Annotated in this window: 14 protein-coding genes; 6 read left to right on the top strand and 8 right to left on the bottom strand. The window is 66.6% G+C overall.

Features of this window, described 5'->3' with window-relative positions:
- Positions 1-28: 28 nt before the first annotated feature.
- Positions 29-2,095, top strand: coding sequence for an AI-2E family transporter (locus VSR82_RS27875; RefSeq protein ID WP_429455487.1), 2,067 nt, complete (start codon positions 29-31; stop codon positions 2,093-2,095).
- 46 nt (positions 2,096-2,141) lie between these two features.
- Here VSR82_RS27875 and VSR82_RS27870 read toward each other — a convergent pair whose 3' ends face one another.
- From VSR82_RS27870 to VSR82_RS27850, 5 genes are all read right to left on the bottom strand, one after another.
- On the bottom strand, positions 2,142-3,743 hold the full coding sequence (locus VSR82_RS27870) for an efflux transporter outer membrane subunit (protein WP_429457677.1): 1,602 nt from the start codon (positions 3,741-3,743) through the stop codon (positions 2,142-2,144).
- Positions 3,744-3,813: 70 nt separating this feature from the next.
- The gene (locus VSR82_RS27865) at positions 3,814-5,403 is read right to left on the bottom strand and encodes a DHA2 family efflux MFS transporter permease subunit (protein WP_429455486.1); all 1,590 of its coding nucleotides are present in this window, start codon (positions 5,401-5,403) and stop codon (positions 3,814-3,816) included.
- A complete protein-coding gene (locus VSR82_RS27860) occupies positions 5,400-6,596 on the bottom strand; it encodes an HlyD family secretion protein (RefSeq protein WP_429455485.1) in 1,197 nt (398 codons plus the stop codon). The genes VSR82_RS27865 and VSR82_RS27860 overlap by 4 nt, the downstream gene beginning before the upstream one ends.
- A 139-nt stretch (positions 6,597-6,735) precedes the next feature.
- Entirely contained in the window at positions 6,736-6,909 is a 174-nt protein-coding gene (locus VSR82_RS27855) for a hypothetical protein (RefSeq protein WP_184227466.1), read from the bottom strand.
- 39 nt (positions 6,910-6,948) lie between these two features.
- Complete coding sequence (locus VSR82_RS27850) at positions 6,949-8,574, bottom strand: FAD-dependent oxidoreductase (protein ID WP_429455484.1); 1,626 nt, start codon at positions 8,572-8,574, stop codon at positions 6,949-6,951.
- A gap of 266 nt (positions 8,575-8,840) precedes the next feature.
- On the opposite strand from VSR82_RS27850, the gene VSR82_RS27845 reads away from it, so the two are divergent.
- Positions 8,841-10,985, top strand: a complete 2,145-nt coding sequence (locus VSR82_RS27845; protein WP_498858248.1) for a hybrid sensor histidine kinase/response regulator family protein — start codon at positions 8,841-8,843, stop codon at positions 10,983-10,985.
- Positions 10,986-11,138: 153 nt separating this feature from the next.
- Entirely contained in the window at positions 11,139-11,420 is a 282-nt protein-coding gene (locus VSR82_RS27840; protein ID WP_429455482.1) for a hypothetical protein, read from the top strand.
- Positions 11,421-11,540: 120 nt separating this feature from the next.
- On the opposite strand, the gene VSR82_RS27835 is transcribed toward VSR82_RS27840, so the two are convergent.
- The 3 genes from VSR82_RS27835 to VSR82_RS27825 form a co-directional block, all read right to left on the bottom strand.
- Positions 11,541-12,560, bottom strand: a complete 1,020-nt coding sequence (locus VSR82_RS27835) for a class I fructose-bisphosphate aldolase (protein ID WP_368583588.1) — start codon at positions 12,558-12,560, stop codon at positions 11,541-11,543.
- Positions 12,561-12,657: 97 nt separating this feature from the next.
- The gene (locus VSR82_RS27830; RefSeq protein ID WP_368583587.1) at positions 12,658-13,077 is read right to left on the bottom strand and encodes a secondary thiamine-phosphate synthase enzyme YjbQ; all 420 of its coding nucleotides are present in this window, start codon (positions 13,075-13,077) and stop codon (positions 12,658-12,660) included.
- Between the two features lie 15 nt (positions 13,078-13,092).
- The gene (locus tag VSR82_RS27825) at positions 13,093-13,413 is read right to left on the bottom strand and encodes a thioredoxin family protein (RefSeq protein ID WP_368583586.1); all 321 of its coding nucleotides are present in this window, start codon (positions 13,411-13,413) and stop codon (positions 13,093-13,095) included.
- A gap of 172 nt (positions 13,414-13,585) precedes the next feature.
- Between VSR82_RS27825 and VSR82_RS27820 the strand changes: the two genes are divergently transcribed.
- From VSR82_RS27820 to VSR82_RS27810, 3 genes are all read left to right on the top strand, one after another.
- On the top strand, positions 13,586-13,882 hold the full coding sequence (locus VSR82_RS27820) for a DUF2628 domain-containing protein (protein WP_368583585.1): 297 nt from the start codon (positions 13,586-13,588) through the stop codon (positions 13,880-13,882).
- A 76-nt stretch (positions 13,883-13,958) separates the two neighbouring features.
- Positions 13,959-14,402, top strand: coding sequence for a hypothetical protein (locus tag VSR82_RS27815; protein WP_429455481.1), 444 nt, complete (start codon positions 13,959-13,961; stop codon positions 14,400-14,402).
- Positions 14,403-14,638: 236 nt separating this feature from the next.
- A complete protein-coding gene (locus VSR82_RS27810; protein WP_368583583.1) occupies positions 14,639-15,982 on the top strand; it encodes a sugar efflux transporter in 1,344 nt (447 codons plus the stop codon).
- Positions 15,983-16,035 lie beyond the last annotated feature (53 nt).

Genomic DNA, 16,035 nt, shown 5'->3' with positions numbered 1-16,035 from the left:
TTTCCCATGCCCGATCTTCTTCAACGAGATGAACGACACACCCGAGCCGCGCGCCACGAGCCCCGCCGCGCGCATTCAGGCGGCGAGCGCCGCATTCGGTATCGAGGGCCTCGTCACGTTCGTCGTCGCGGTGATCGCGGTCGCATGCCTGTACTTCGCGAGCGCGGTGATGATTCCGATCACGCTCGCGATCCTGTTGAGCTTTCTCGTCGCGCCACTCGCCGATGCACTGGCCCGGCTCAAACTCGGCCATGTCGCGTCGGTGTGCGCGGCGGTGCTGATCTCGGTGTCGGTCATCGCGCTGTTGTGCGCGGTGATCGCCACGCAACTGACCGATCTCGCCGCCGGCATGCCGCGTTATCAGGCGACCATCCATCACAAGCTCGATACCGTGCACAGCCTGACGATCGGCAAGCTGAACCGGTTCGCGAGCGAGGCAGGGCAGGCGTTGCAGCGCACGACGATCGAGCCGCCACAATTACGAGCGCCGAACGGCGCGGCGGCCGCGGCGAGCCCGCAGGCATCGACGGCCGTGCCGGTCGAAGTGCGCGAGCCGGTGCCGACGCCGTTCGAGCTCGCGCGACGCGTGCTGTCGCCGGCCATCAGTCCATTGGAAACCGCGTTCATCGTTTTCGTCGTCACGATCGTGATCCTGCTGCAACGCGACGACCTGCGCGATCGCGCGATCCGGCTGTTCGGCTCGCGCGACCTGCATCGCACGACCACGGTGATGGACGAGACCGCGCGGCGCCTGAGCCGCTACTTCGTGTCTCAGCTCGGCGTGAACACCGGCGTCGGCGTCGTGATCGGCGCGGGGCTGTTTCTGATCGGCGTGCCTAGCCCGATCCTGTGGGGCATTCTCGCGGCGCTGCTGCGGCTCGTGCCCTACGTCGGCATCTGGATCGCCGCGATACTGCCCACCGCGCTCGCGGCCGCGGTCAGTCCCGGCTGGGAGATGGCGATCTGGTCGCTGGTGCTGTTCGTGGTCGCCGAACTCGCAGTGGGGCAGGTGGTCGAGCCGTTGCTGTATGGGCGCAGCACGGGCCTGTCGCCGTTTTCGGTGGTGGTCGCGGCGATCTTCTGGAGCTGGATCTGGGGGCCCATCGGCCTGATCCTGTCGACACCGTTGACGCTGTGTCTGATGGTGCTCGGCCGGCATGTGCGGCGTCTGGAGTTTCTCGACGTGCTGCTCGGCGATCAGCCGCCGCTGACGCCGGTCGAAAACTTCTATCAACGCGCGCTCGCTGGCGATCCGGATGAACCGATCGAGCAGGCCGAAGTGCTGCTGCGTGATCGCTCGTTGTCGGCCTATTACGACGAAGTCGCAATCAAGGGCTTGCGGCTCGCGGCCAGCGACGTAACGAGCGGCAGCGTGACGAGCGCACAACTCGCGCGCATCGAATCGACGACCAACGAGCTGGTCGACGGCCTCGACGGCTACGAGGATCGCGAGCCCGCACCGCTCGCAACACAGCCGAACTGGGGAGCACCGGGGCCGCTCGCGCCCTCCGACGAAACGCAGACCGCCCGGGCGATGCCACGATCGGTCGACGCGGCGAACAGTGGCGTGAGCACCGCGACGCTCGCGCCGGAACAGAGCCACGGCCCGCAGCAGGAGCCGGGCGGCGAACCGTCCGTCGTAGAGCCCGTATTCGCGTGGCATGCGCCGACGAGCCGCGTGTTGTGCCTGCCGGGCCGTGGTCCGCTCGACGCGCTCGCGACGGTCATCCTGCTGCAGTTGCTCGGCAAGCACGGCTTCGCGGCGCGTTCGCTGCCGCACGAGGCGGTGTCGCGCGCATCGATCGATCGCCTCGAGGCAGACGACATCGGCATCGTCTGCCTTCTGTATCTGCAGATCGACGGTATTCCGTCGCATTTGCGCAATCTGATCCGGCGCATCCGCGCGCGCCTGCCGAACGTGTCGATCGTGGTCGGCCTTTGGGCACCCGAGGATACGCAGCAGTGGAGCGCGGAACAGCAAGAGTCGCTGGAAGCGGATTGCGCGGTGACGTCGTTGCAGCAGATGCTAGCCGCATGCCGTCATCTCGATGCGACGCGAACGGAGATTGCGGAGCCGCAGTTCGAGCATGGCTGAAGCCTTGCGGCCTTGCGACCTTGCGGCACCGCTGCATCGCGGCCGCTTATCCGCCACTGCCTGGCGGCGCCGCCGCGCCGGTTGCCCCCGCCGCATCCGCATCGCTCTGCCAGCCCCCGCCTAGCGCCTTGTAGAGCGCCACCAGATCGGTGCTGACCTGGGTCGTGCCTTGAGCGTATTGCTCGCGTGCCTGCGCGAGCTGCCGCTGCGCGTCGAGCACGTTGATGAAACTCGTGAGCCCCTTTCGATAGCTGTCGCGCGACAGATCGAACGAGGTCTGCTGCGCGCTGACGCTGTCGGCGAGCGCATCGCGCCGCGCCTGATCGGTGCGATAGACGACGAGCGCGTTGTCGACGTCCCGCAGCGCCGTCAGCACGGTTTTGCGGTAATCGAGCGCGGCCTCGGCCTGCTGGGCCTTCGACATGCGCAGATTGGCGACCAGCGCGCCGCCCTGGAAAATCGGCAGCGACACGGTGGGTCCGAACGAATAGAACAGGTGCGACCAGCGCGCGAGATCGCGCGCATTCGTCGCGCGCATGCCGGCCTGGCCGGTCAGCGATACGTCCGGATAGAACTGCGCGACCGCGACGCCAACACTCGCGGTCGCCGCATGCAGGTTCGCCTCGGCGCGGCGGATGTCGGGCCGGCGCCGCGCGAGCGTCGAAGGCAAGCCTACCGGCACGACGGGCGGCACCGGCGGCACGGTCTGCGGCGTGCTCAGCTGCGCTTCTAGCGCGCCGGGCGGCTCACCGATCAGATACGCGAGCGCGTTCAGCGCCTGGGCAATCTGCTGATCGAATTGCGGCAACTGCGTTTTGGTTTGCGCGAGCTGGGCGCGGGCGCTTTGCACATCGAGCTGGCTCGCGAGTCCGACCTTCGCCTGGTTCTCCGTCAACGCGACGGTCTCGCCTTGCTGCTCGACGAGGCTCACCGCGATGTCGTGCAAGGTCTGCGCGCCGCGCAACTGCATATAGGTCTGCGCGACCTCGGCTTCGAGCGATAGCAACGCGTCGTTGCGGCTTTCGTAGGCGGCCTCGGTTTGCGCGTTCGCGGCCTCGACCGAGCGACGCACGCGGCCGAACAGATCGAGCTCCCAGGTCGCGTCGAAGCCGACCTGCCACAGATTGACCGGCGCGGTGAGCTGATCGAGCAGGTTGTTCGCGCCGTTTTGCAGCGCGGCCCCCGCGCCCGGTGCGATCGCATTGACCGGCGAATTCGGCGCGCCGAGCTGATCGACCTTATCGAACGCGCCGTTCTCCTCCAGAAAGCCTTTGAGGCCGAGCTGCTCGCGCTGATAGCTGCCGGTCGCGCGCAGATTCGGCAAACCTTGCGCGGCCGCCGCTTGCACCTGGGTGCGCGCTTCGACGATGCGCAGCACAGCCTGCTGCAAGTCCAGGTTGCCGAGCGCGGCGCGGGCGATCAGCGCGTCGAGCGTCGGATCGTTGAAGCTGCGCCACCAACGCGGGTCGGGATCGGTGTCGAGCGTCGGCACGGAAGCGACTTTGGCCGCCGTTGCGGATGATGCGCCGCTTGCGGCCGCCTCGCTCGCAGCGGTGCGCTCGGTATCGTGCCACTGCGCCGGCACGTCGGCGTGCGGCACATGAAAGTCGGGGCCTACCGTGCAGGACGCGAGCAGCAGCGCGGGCATGCCGATGACGAAACACGCGATGAAACCCGCAGCGGAATCGAGAACGCCGCGCTTCGAACGAAGCTTCACTTCAATGTCCTCCGCCGCCGGACGCCTTGACCGGTGAAAAGAAAATCGTGATCGGGATGCAAAGCGTGCAGAAAATCGCGAGGAACGCGAACACGTCGACATAGGCGAGGAACGTCGCCTGCGAGATGTACGTGGTGTACAGATGGCCGTTGGCGGTTTGCAGCGCCTGCGAAAGCGGCATGCCATTCATATCCGCGATCCTTTGCGCATTGCGTTGCAAGGTATCGTCGTAGTTCTGCGAGAGCGGCGACATGAACTCCGACAGATGCGCCATGCGCGCCTGCGTGCGCTCGCGAACCATCGCGGTCGACAGCGAGATGCCGATCGAACCCGCGACGTTGCGGAACATCGTGAACAGCGCGGACGCGTCGTCGTTGAGTCGCGGCGGCACCGTCAGATACGCAAGCGTCGTGATCGGCACGAACAGGAAGCCGATCGCGAGCGACTGCGCGCTGCGCATCTTCACCAGCGTGAAGTAATCGATGTCCGGCGTCAGCGTGTGCGTATACGCGAGCGCGCACGCGAGCAGCCCGAAGCCGGTCGCCACCAGAAAACGCGTCTGCACGTGCGGCATCATTTTGCTGATCAGCGGAATTTCCATCGTGATCAGCACCGCGCCCGGCGATAGCACGAGGCCCGCGAGCATCGCCGTATAGCCGAGCTGCTGCTGCGCGAGCTGCGGCACGAGCACCGCGCTGCCATAGAGCATCGTCGCGAACGCGGCGATCGTCACGCAGCCGAGCGCGAAGTTGCGGTCCTTCAGACAGCGCAGGTCGACGACCGGCTTCTTCGTGTACAGCAGCCAGTAGGTCGCGCCGACGATGCCCGATACCGCGAGCACCGTGAACGCGCGAATGAAGTTCGATGAAAACCAGTCGTCGTCCTCGCCGCGATCGAGCATCACCTGCAGGCAGCCGAGGCCGATCGCGATCAGCAGGATCCCCACGTAATCCACCGACACGCGCAGGTCGCCCTTGCGTTTCCACGGCGGGTCCTCGACCAGCTGCATCACCGCGAGCGAGGTCAGCACGCCGAACGGCACGTTCACGAGGAACACCCAGCGCCACGAAAAGTTGTCGGTGATCCAGCCGCCGAGCGTCGGCCCCAGCACCGGCGCGACGACGATCGCGACCGCCGAGATCGAGAACGCGCGGCCGCGCTGCTGCGGCGGGAACGTGTCGAGAATGATCGACTGCTGGTTCGGTTGCAGTCCGCCGCCGAAAAAGCCCTGCAAACAGCGGAAGATGATCAGCTGCCATAGACCGGTCGCGATGCCGCACAGAAACGAGCAGACGGTAAACGCAACGATGCAGACGAGGAAATAGCGCTTGCGGCCGAGCAACCGGCCGAAGAAACCCGAGAGCGGCAGCACGATGCCGTTGGCGACCAGATACGAGGTCAGCGTCCACGTCGCTTCGTCGTAGCTCGCGGACATCGTGCCCGCGATATGCGGCAGCGCGACGTTGACGATGGTCGTGTCGAGCACTTCCATGAACGCCGCGAGCGTCACGACGATCGCGATCAGCCACGGATTCGCGGATGGCTTCCAGTTCGACGATGCGTCGCCCGGCGCGGCATCGGACGCCGTCATTTCAGGTACACCTTCGGCGTGACCGACAAGCCGAGCCCGAGCGGATGATCGCGCGGCAGACCTTCGTCGATGACAATCTTGACCGGTACGCGTTGCACGATCTTCACGAAGTTGCCGGTCGCGTTTTCGGTGGGGAACGCCGAGAAGCGCGAGCCGCTGCCGAGTTGCACGCTATCGACATGGCCGCGCAGCTCGAGCTTCGGATACGCGTCGACGTCGACCTTCACCTTGTCGCCGGGGCGCATGCGTTCGAGCTGCGATTCCTTGAAGTTCGCGGTGATCCACACCTGCGGCGTGACGATCGAGAACAACGACACCCCCGCGGTGAGGAAGCTGCCGAGCTGCACGTTGCGCCGCGTGATCCAGCCATCCGACGGCGCGCGCACCTCGCAGTAGGACAGGTTCAGCTGCGCCTGTTCGAGCTGCGCCTCGGCCTGATGCACCTGCTGGCGGCGTTCGTCGACGCTGGCCTCGGCCTCCCGCAACTGCTGCGGCACGAGGCTCGCGGTGCGCTGCTGCGCACGCGCCTGCTCGACGCTCGCGCCGGCCGACTGGCGCTGCGCGTCGGCGGTATCGACGTTCTGCTGCGTGGTCGCGCGCGGATCGACCGAGTGCTGCCGCTGCCAGGCGGCTTGCGCCTCGCGCAGATTCGCTTCCGCCGACGAGGTCTGCGCCTTCGCCTGGCGGTACTGCGCGGGATACTGCACGCGCGCGATATCGAGCTGCACCTGCGCGGCGTTCAATTGCGCCTTCGCAAGACCGAGCTGCGCCTTCGCCTGATCGACCTGTGCCTGGTAGTCTCGCTTGTCGATTACGAGCAGCAGGTCGCCCTTGTGCACGAACAGGTTGTCGTCGACCGCTAGCGTCGCCACGTAGCCGGAGACTTTCGGCGCCATCGTGATTGCGTTGCCGTCGGTGTAGGCGTCGTCGGTCGTTACTTCGTTGCGGGTCGCGAACCACCAGACGAAGCCGACGATGCCGATCAGTATCACGACCGCGCCGAGAATGATCAGCGGCTTTTTGCCGGGCTTTTTCTGCTGGCCGTCGTCGTCGCCGTTGTCCTTGTTCTTCTCGTTGCCGCGTTTGCCCCCGTCATCGCGTGCGTCGTTGCCGTCGCGGCGCGCAGCGCCGTGCGGCGCATCGCGCCCGGATGCTTCCTTCCCGGTGCTGGCCGAGCCGGTCTCGTCTGACATGGTGAGTCGTTTCCATCGTTCCAGTGGGTTGAGAATGGGGAGTGCAATAGATGCCGCCCACGGCCGCCGTGATTACCGCAATGGGCGACGCCGCGGGCGCTCGGGAAGCGCGGGCAGCGCGTAGCGCGCTGCCACGCGCCTATTGACCGGCGGGCTTGTCGTGCCCGGTCTTTGCCTTGTCCTGCTCCGGCTCGATCTTCGTGGTGCCGCCGGTCGAAGGCGGGTCGCTAGCCGGGAAGCTGTCCTCGACCTGTTCGTCGATCTGCTGTTCGCTCTTTTCCGAGTGCGGATGCTGTTCCTTGTGTGTCGTCATGGTGGCTCCTTCCTCCAGGTTGAACGGCAAAACGATGGATCACGACGGCGCCGCTTGCGGCGCGCTGCCGGCCGTCGCGCCGATGATCGTGAGCGCGTCGGCGCGCGACAGTCCGCCGCGCATCGCGTCCGAAAGCCGCGCGGTCAGCGCTTCGCGCTCGCAGGCGAACACCGCGTCGACATTCCCGTCGCGCACGTACAGCGCGATGAACTGGTGATGATCGAAGTCGCCATCGACGACGATCTCATCCCACTCGCTAGCGTGACCCAGGTATTCGAAGTTCTTGCCGTAGTGATAGGTCCAGAAGAACGGCACGTCCGCATAGCGGGTACGCACGCCGCACATGTTCTGCGCGGCGATGCGCGCATGCTGCTGCGCGACGCGCCAATGTTCGATACGCAGCGGCTCCTGGTTCTCGTGCAGCGAGAACACGGCGATATCGCCGGCCGCATACAGACCGCACGCGGCGCTCATGCCGGCATTGACCACCAGGCCGCCGTCCTTCTGCAACGGCAGTCCTTCGACGAACCCTGTAGCCGGCGCAACCCCCGTGCCCAGCAGCACGACATCCGCGGCAATGGCTTCGCCGTCCGCGAGCATTACCGTATGCACGTTGCCTTCCTCGCCCTCGAGCGACGCGACCTTGGCGTCGAGATAAAACTTCACGCCATTGCTTTCGTGCAGCGCGCGAAACATCTGGCCCGCGCGCTCGCCGAACTGCTTCACGAACGGCACCTTGTCGTGCGAAATCACGGTGACGGGCACACCGTGCTTGCGCAACGCGGATGCGACTTCGAGGCCGATGAAGCTGCTGCCCAGAATCGCGACGCGGGTTTGCGATGCATCGTCGCCGAGCGCGTCGATCAATGCGGCGGCATCGTCGAGGTGGCGCAGCACATGCACGCCGCCCAGTTCGCAGCCGGGAATGTCGGGCACTTTCGGCACGCTGCCGGTGGCGAGCAGCGCGGTGTCGTATTTGAGCGGCTCGATGCTCTGCCCGCCATTACCCGCGCCGGCTTCGAAATGGATCGTGCGCGCGGGCACATCGAGCCGCGCGACCTTCGCGACGATCCGTTCGATGCCGTGCGCGTGCAGCCAATCGGGCGGCAACAGCGGTGGCACGTCGGCGGGTGGCATCTCGAACGAGGGGACGAATTTGCTCAGCGAGGTGCGGTCGTAGGGCGCGTGCGCTTCGTCGCCGATCAGCGTGATGCGGCCTTCGAAGCCGAACTCGCGCAACGCGGCACAGGCGGCAGCGCCGGCCGCGCCCGCGCCGATCACCACGTAGTGCTTGCGTTGCGCGGCGGTATCGAGTGCGGGCGTGTGCCCCGCAGCTTCCGGCGCGGCGATTTTTTCCGCCGACACGAGCACGTCGTCGCCATCGAGCGTGACCGGGTAGCGATCGAGCGGCAGCAGCGGGGGAGGCTCCAGCACGTTGCCGGTCGCGACATCGAAGGTGCCCTTGTGCCACGGACAGATGATGCGGCCGTGGCACAGCGCGCCCTCTTCGAGCGGGCCCCCCGCATGCGGGCAATCCGGGGAGTACGCGTGCACGGTGTCGCCATCGCGCACCAGCAGGATCGGCGTGTCGTCCACGGTGACGCGCACCGCGCGCTCAGCCGGCAATTCCGATAGCCGCGCAACGCGGCGGGCAGTCGTCGACATGGTGAGGCCTCGCGCATGGAAAGGCTCGCGCAGCGCAGCGAGGCGCGTCGCGAGCAGGAACGGAAGTGGGCTTGCCATCAAGCAGTGATAAGGCAGCAATCGCTGTGCCCGTCCGGGTTCGCGAAGTGATGCAGCGAACCCGCTTGGGAAGATAGGCCGAGTTGCGGTAAATTTCGAGGCAGGGGAATTAGCACGCGAACAGCGGCGTGCGAATTCACAGGCAATGCCTTCCCTGACCGTATGCAACTTTGATGGAGCAGGTGAGCGTGCAGCGTGCAGAACGTGTCGCAGTCGATGTGCCGATGCCGTCACGCAACTTCGCGGCGACACGGCGCATGTTGCTGATCGTGCTGGCCGTGTCGATCGTGTTTCCGTTGGCCTGCCTCGCGGGCTATGGCTACTTCGACTACCAGCGCAGGATCTCCGATGCGAACGATATGATCGACCGCCTCGCGCGCGTGGCGCAGGAGCAGGCCGTCAAGGTGCTGGATCTGAACCGGCAGATGGCCTCGCGCGTGATCGAGCTGCTCGGCGATTCCGACGATGCGCAGATCCGTGCGCGCGAGCGCGAACTCCACGCGCGTCTGCAGAGTATTGGCGGCGACTTTCCGCAGGTGGCATCGATCGCGCTGCTCGGCGTGAACGGCGAGCTGCTCGCGTCGAGCCTCGCGTACCCGGCGCCGGCGGTGCAGATCGGCCAGCGCGACGATTTTCTCGCCGCGAAGGCGATGCGTCCGCAGCCGTATTTCTCGCTGCCGATGTTCGGCGCACTGTCGAAGGTCGACGTCTTCACGACCGCGATCGGCCGCTCGGACGCGAACGGTCGGTTTCTCGGCGCGGTCACGGTCGCGCTGCGCAACGAATATTTTTCGCGCTTCTATCACGAACTGACCAACGGCGATCCGTCGCTCGCGCTCGCACTCTACCGGCAGGACGGCAATCTGCTGGTGCGCTATCCGCCATGGCCGGCCGGCGCGCGACCGTCGGTGCACAGCGCGTTCATGTCCGCGTTGCGCGACAAACAGCTGTTCGGCCACGTGCGTCTGAATTCGACCGTCGACGGCGTCGAGCGGCTGCTCGCGTTTCGCCGCGTCGGCGACTACCCGTTGTATGTGATGAGCGCGTACGCGACGTCGTCGATCGTGGCGGCGTGGCGCACGCACTTTCTGTTGATCGCGGCGCTGACGGCGGTGCCGTGTATCGCGATCTGGGCGCTCGTGCTGTATTCGCTGCGCCAGCTCGAAGCGGAGCGGCGCGCGTGGGAGCGCTGGCAGGGCGAGGTCGCGATGCGTCTGTCGGCCGAGGCGTCGAGCCGGCAACTGCAGCGCATGGGCGCGCTCGGCAATCTGGTCGCCAATGTCGCGCACGATTTCAACAACCTGCTGATGGTGGTGTCGGCCAACACCGAGCTCGCGCGGCTCAAGCATTACAACGATCTCGAGAAGGAAGTGCATGCGGTCGAGCGTGCCACCGCCACGGCCCAAGCGCTGACACGGCGTCTGCTCACCGTCGCGCGCAAACAGCCGCTGAAGCAGGAGCCCGTCGAGCTTGCGCGCTGGCTGCCGGCCGCGGTGCCGCTGATCAACGCGGCGCTCGGCGACACGATCGAGCTGGCGCTGCGCATACCGGAGGGCTTGTGGCAGGTGCTCGTCGATCCGACCGATCTCGAGTTCGCGATCGTGAACATCGCGATGAACGCGCGCGATGCGATGCCGCGCGGCGGACGCTTCGTGATCCGCTGCCAGAACAATCGGCTGGTCGGCAGCGACACGCTGCTGCCGGACGGCGAGTACGTGCTGATCGCCTGTTCCGACGACGGCGAAGGGATGCCTGAATCGGTCGCGCGGCGCGCGTTCGAGCCGCTCTTCACGACCAAGCTGCGCGGCGCGGGCACCGGCCTCGGGCTCGCCCAGGTGCTGTCGATGTCCGAGCAGGCCGGCGGCACCGCGAAGATCGACAGCGTGCTGGGCAGCGGCACGACGGTACGGATGTTTTTGCCGCGCTATCGCGAGCGCGCGGCAACGGCCGGCGTCGATGCACGCCAGCCGCAGCCGACCGCGGCCGGGGTCGTGCTGCTCGTCGAGGACAACGAGGACGTCGCGGCCGGCGTGACCGCGGTGCTCGAAACCTTCGGCTGCGAGGTCCATCACGAGCCGACCGCCGACCAGGCGTTCGACGTGCTCAGCGCCGGCGAGCGCTTCGAGCTCGTGCTGTCGGACATCCAGATGCCGGGCAAGCTGAACGGTATCGACCTCGCGGAGAAGATCCGCAGCGCGTGGCCGACGCAGAAGATCGCGCTGATGACCGGTTACGCCGACGAACTGGACCGCGCGCGTCGGCTCGGCATCGCGATACTCGCGAAGCCGTTCAACATCGACGAATTGCATGCGCTGGTGGCGTGCGGCGCCTGAAGCCGCGGCACGCCGTTTGCGCATTGCGTGCATGAGCTTTTCCTGTCGTGCTGTGCTGCGGCACAGCCCTTGCTGAAAAGAGTGCGAGGTTTGCGCGTGCGGCTGTCGCGCGCCCACTTCCTTTCGACAGTTTCGACACCAAGGAGAATCGCCATGAAGATCAGACACGCAGTGCTCGTTTCCACCTTGCTCGCGGCTTCGTCGCTCGTGATGGCGCAAGGCGCCGGCGGCGGCGGCGGCGGGGGGCCGGCCGGCACCGACCCGAGCACCAACGCCGCGACCTCGTCGCGCGAGGGCGGCGATGCGGGCCCGGCGGCGACGACCACGCCTGCGACCCACCATCACATGAAGAAGCATTCGAAGTCGAAAAAGCCCATGACCGATTCGACGAATATGCCGGGCGCCGACGCGAGCAGCGATACGAAGGGGCAGTAAGCGCCGCGTATCGAGGCAGAAGGACGGCAGGAGCCGCACGCCGGTCCCCCGGCGTATCGGCTGCTGCGGTTTCGTACAGAAGCGTGCTGACGGGCGATTCGCGCTTCGCCCGCCGGCGGGTCAATCCTTTTCCATCGACGGGTCGTACTTGCCGAGCGCGGCCGCGCCATTCAGACGCGCGCGCTTGAGCAGCGCCTGCTGCGCTTGCTTCACGTTGCCCGGCTGGCCGCGCCACGCATTCAACGGCGGCTCCTGCAACGCGCGCCCATACGAGAAGCTCAGATTCCACGGCAGCGCGCCGAGCCGGTTCATCGCGCTGAGATTGGCGGTAGCTTCCTCGGGCGACTGTCCGCCCGACAGGAAAACGAGACCCGGCACCGAAGAGGGCACCGTGCGCATCAGCACGCGAACGGTCGCCGCCGCGATATGCGCGGTGCTCGACTGCTGCTCATGCTCGGAGCCAGCCAGCACCATGCTCGGCTTCAGCACGATATGTTCGAGCACGACGCGATGCCGATGCAGCGCATGAAACACCTCGTGCAACACGGCCTCGGTCACTTCCGCGCAACGCTCGATCGTGTGATCGCCGTCCATCAGCACCTCGGGTTCGACGATCGGCACGATGCCGGCTTCCTGGCTGATCGCCGCGTAGCGCGCGAGCGAATCGGCGTTCGCCTCGATCGCGAGCCGGCTCGGCAGGCTCGCGGTGATGTTGTAGACCGCGCGCCACTTCGCGAAGCGCGCGCCTTGCCGCTTGTAATCGACGAAGCGTTTGGCGAGACCGTCGAGGCCTTCGGTAATTTCATCGCCCGGAGCGAGCGCGAGCGGCACCTTGCCGAGGTCCACCTTGATGCCCGGCACGATGCCGTTCGCCGCGGCCACTTGCGGGAACGGCGTGCCGTCGTCGGCTTTCTGGCCGAGCGTTTCCTGGTAGAGGATCACGCCGCTCACGAACTCGCCGAGGCCGGGTGTCGTCAGCAGCAGGTTGCGATACGCGCGACGGTTTTCTTCGGTCGATTCGAGGCCGATCGTCTTGAAGCGTTTGGCGATGGTCGGGCCGCTTTCATCGGCGGCGAGAAGACCCTTGCCCGGTTGAATCATCGCCTTGACGGTGGCTTGCAGCTCGCTACGGGTGTCCATGAGGTGTGCTCCCTTGGGTAGGCTCCGTACGATGCGGTGTGCGGAGAAGTGCCGGTGACAGTTTCCTTTGCGTGACGAGTGGGTGCGAAAGCGGACTTTATTCGCCGAGCAGATGCAACACGATATCGCGCGGCTGTGGCTGACGCCGATGTTCGAACAGATAGAGCCCCTGCCATGTGCCGAGCACCATTCTTCCATGCTCGACGGGCACCGATAGCTGCACCTGGGTGAGTGCCGTGCGCAGATGCGCGGGCATATCGTCGGGGCCTTCGGTGTCGTGCTCGTAGCGCGTGTCGTCCTCGGGCGCGAGGGTCTCGAAGTAGCGCTGCAGATCGCGCCGTACCGATGGATCGGCATTCTCCTGAATCAGCAGCGACGCCGACGTGTGCCGGCAAAATACCGTCAGCAGACCGGTACGGATGTCCGTATCGTCGACGAAGCGGCGCGCGTCGTCGGTAAATTCGACCAGGCCGCGGCCACGGGCCTGGACACGCAGATGATGGATGACCTGGCGCATGATGGAGCTCGAATCTCAGAGCGACGCGAACGCGTCCTCGATGTCCTCGGCGCTGCGTGGCCGCACCACGCGCGCGACCTCGGCGCCGTCGCGCATCAGCACGAGCGTCGGCCAAAGCTTGACCTTGAACGAGCGGCCGAGCGGGCGGCCGGGACCGTCCTCGATCTTCAGATGCCGCACGCCCGCGTGCGGTGCGAGCGCCTGCCGGATCGAGGCCTGCGCACCCTGGCAATAGCCGCACCAGTCGGTGCCGAATTCGACGACGGTGGCGCCGGGCAGCGAGTCGAGCTCGGCGCGGGAAGGGGCTTTCGGGGAATAAGCTGTCGGGGAGGTCATGCGTGCTCCGCTCTTGATCGTGATCTGCCAAGGGTAGCAGCTATGCCGCGGATCGTCAGCGCAGCGGCCGTATGCAGCCGATGCGCGTGATGTCGCCGCGGCATGTTAAAAAGCGGTGCGCGCGTGCTCGACCGATCGACGCGCCGCGTCATCGCACGGAACCTCGCAAGACATGAACGCACGAATCTATCTGCAACATCCGCAACACAAGGACGCGATCGCGGTCGCGACCGGCTTCAGCTGGGGCGCGTGCCTGCTCGGCTTCATCTGGGCGCTGTCGAAAAGAATGTGGTTCGCCGCTTTCGTGATGCTAGGCATCAACGTGATCCTGCTCGGCATCGGTCTGTGGGGCGAGACGGCCGATCTGATCGGCTTCGGGCTGTCGATCGTGTTCGCGTTCGCGTGCGGCGCGTATGGCAACCGGTGGCATCGCTGGACGCTCGAACAGCGCGGCTACGTCGTCGTGTGATGCGTTCACGCTGGAGCGCGGATTGCTGCGCGGGCGTGTGATCGAAGCTCGGTTCAATCCGTGATGGAGGCGTTTCATGCTCATTGCATCGACAGTCGCTGGTCTCGCCGTGTCGTTGGGAATGTTGGCCATCGCGCCGCTCGCCCACGCCGCCGACGCGGCGCCCCCCGCCACGATCGCGGCCACCCCGGCGACCCCAACGTCCGCTCCCGCCGACGACACCTTCCTGCTGACGATCTTCCTGCGCCACGACGAATCGAAGCCGCTGCCGAAGATCAACGATCAACTGCGCGAGCAGGGCTTCTTCAAGACCTTTCCGCCGCCCGGCATCGAAGTCGTGTCGTGGTACGTGATGATGGGCATCGGACAGGTGGTGACGCTGCGCGTGCCCGCGAGCCGGCTGCGCGACGTGAACCGCGCGATCGAATCGACCGCGTGGGGCGGCTATCACACCGAGTTCTATCCGACCTACGACTACAAGGCGCAGGCGCAGCAAATGCGCGCAACTGAGGGCAAGTAGCGGCGAGTGTGCGGGGAGCTTGCCGCTAACGGCGCGCATCGGCACCGCACGGCGCGAGCAGCGCTACACCCACGCGCGCGCATTTCACAATTGGGACGGCTGTGAGCGGGTTTACGCGAGCCGCGCTCCGGGTCGATAATGCCCCGGTCGTTTTTGGCCCCGAGCCCGCGACGCCTATCGTGCCGTCGCGCGCATCGAAGCGCAGCGAGGCCCGCTCCACCTGACCTTCCGTCCCCGTGTTGAAAACTGCGCGTTTTTTCGACCTGCTTCGCATTCCTGGCTTCAAGCCGCTCGCTGCCGCCACCCTGATGCTCGGTGTGGCGATGTCCTTCACCGCACCGTATCTGTCTTTGTTCGGCATCGAACGCGCCGGCATGACCCCGTTCCGGCTCGGCGTCTTCATGACGCTGATCGCCGCGAGCGGCGTGCTCGCGAGCACGGCCGCCGGGCGCTGGAGCGACAGGAGCGGGCGGCACCGCCCGTTGTTGCTGGCGGCGCTGATCCTGGCCGCGCTCGGCTACCTGTGTCTGTGCGTGGTGCGCGATTACCGGCTGCTGCTCGTGGTCGGTATCGTGTTCATCGGCGCGGGCGGCTCGGCGATTTCGATGGTGTTCTCGTTCAGCCGCGCGGCGCTGCCGGTGCCCGACCCAGCCGAGCGGGTGTTCGCCAGCGCGACGCTGCGCACGATCCTGTCGGCCGCATGGGTGTTCGGGCCGTCGGTCGGCGCGCTGGTGCTCGCCGCGACGAACTTCACCGGGCTGTTCCTGTTCGCGGCCGCGAGCTTCGCGATCTGCGGGTTCATCGTCTGGCGCATGCAGGAGCCGCAGAGCCATCTCGGCGATCACACGGTCGAGGACACCGCGTCCGAGCCGTCCGCGTCGATCACGGTGCCGCCGCTGCGGCAACCCGGCGAGGATGCGCACGAAACGCTGCCGGCCGCGTCGGCGAACGACATCCTGCGCTCCGTGACCGCGCTGACCTTGCTCGGCCTCGCCGCGAACGCGACGATGATCGTGCTGCCGCTCTACATCGTGCACGGGCTGAACGGCACGCATCTCGACGTGTCGGTGATGCTCGGCCTCGGCGCGCTGACCGAGATCCCGATGATGCTCGCGCTCGGCGCGAAGTCGTCGTCGCTGCACAAGCCGAACTGGCTTGCCGCGTGCGCGGCCGTGCATGCGGTGTACTTTGTCGCGATGTCGCTGGCCGGCAGCGTCAGCGTGCTGATCCCGATGCAGATGCTGAACGCGTTCGTGGTCGCCGTGACCTCGTGCCTCGGCATGACCTACGTGCAGGATCTGATGCCGCACTCCCCCGGGCGCGCGACCGCGCTGTTCTTCAATGCGGCGCGGGTCGGCTCGATCCTGTCGGGCGTGCTGTCCGGGCTGCTCGTGCAGGCGTTCAGCTATCGCGGCACCTTCCTGTTTTGCGGACTGCTGGGGCTGTGCGCGCTCGTGCTGTTCGCGGTGCCCGGCTATCGCTATCCGGTGATGTGGCGCGCGGTGAAGCGCTTCACGGCTGAGCAATACGCGAAGCTGGCCGCGCGCCGCGGCACGCGCTTGCCCGAGCGCAGCGAATGACGCGCGACGCCGCGTTCGCTTTCGTGCGGATGCGGCGCGCCTCCAGCCGCGCG

The organism is Burkholderia sp. JPY481 (assembly GCF_038900515.1).
Taxonomy (GTDB): domain Bacteria; phylum Pseudomonadota; class Gammaproteobacteria; order Burkholderiales; family Burkholderiaceae; genus Paraburkholderia; species Paraburkholderia youngii.
The sequence above is the reverse complement of the archived record's forward strand: the minus strand, read 5'-3'. Positions and strand labels throughout refer to the sequence as shown.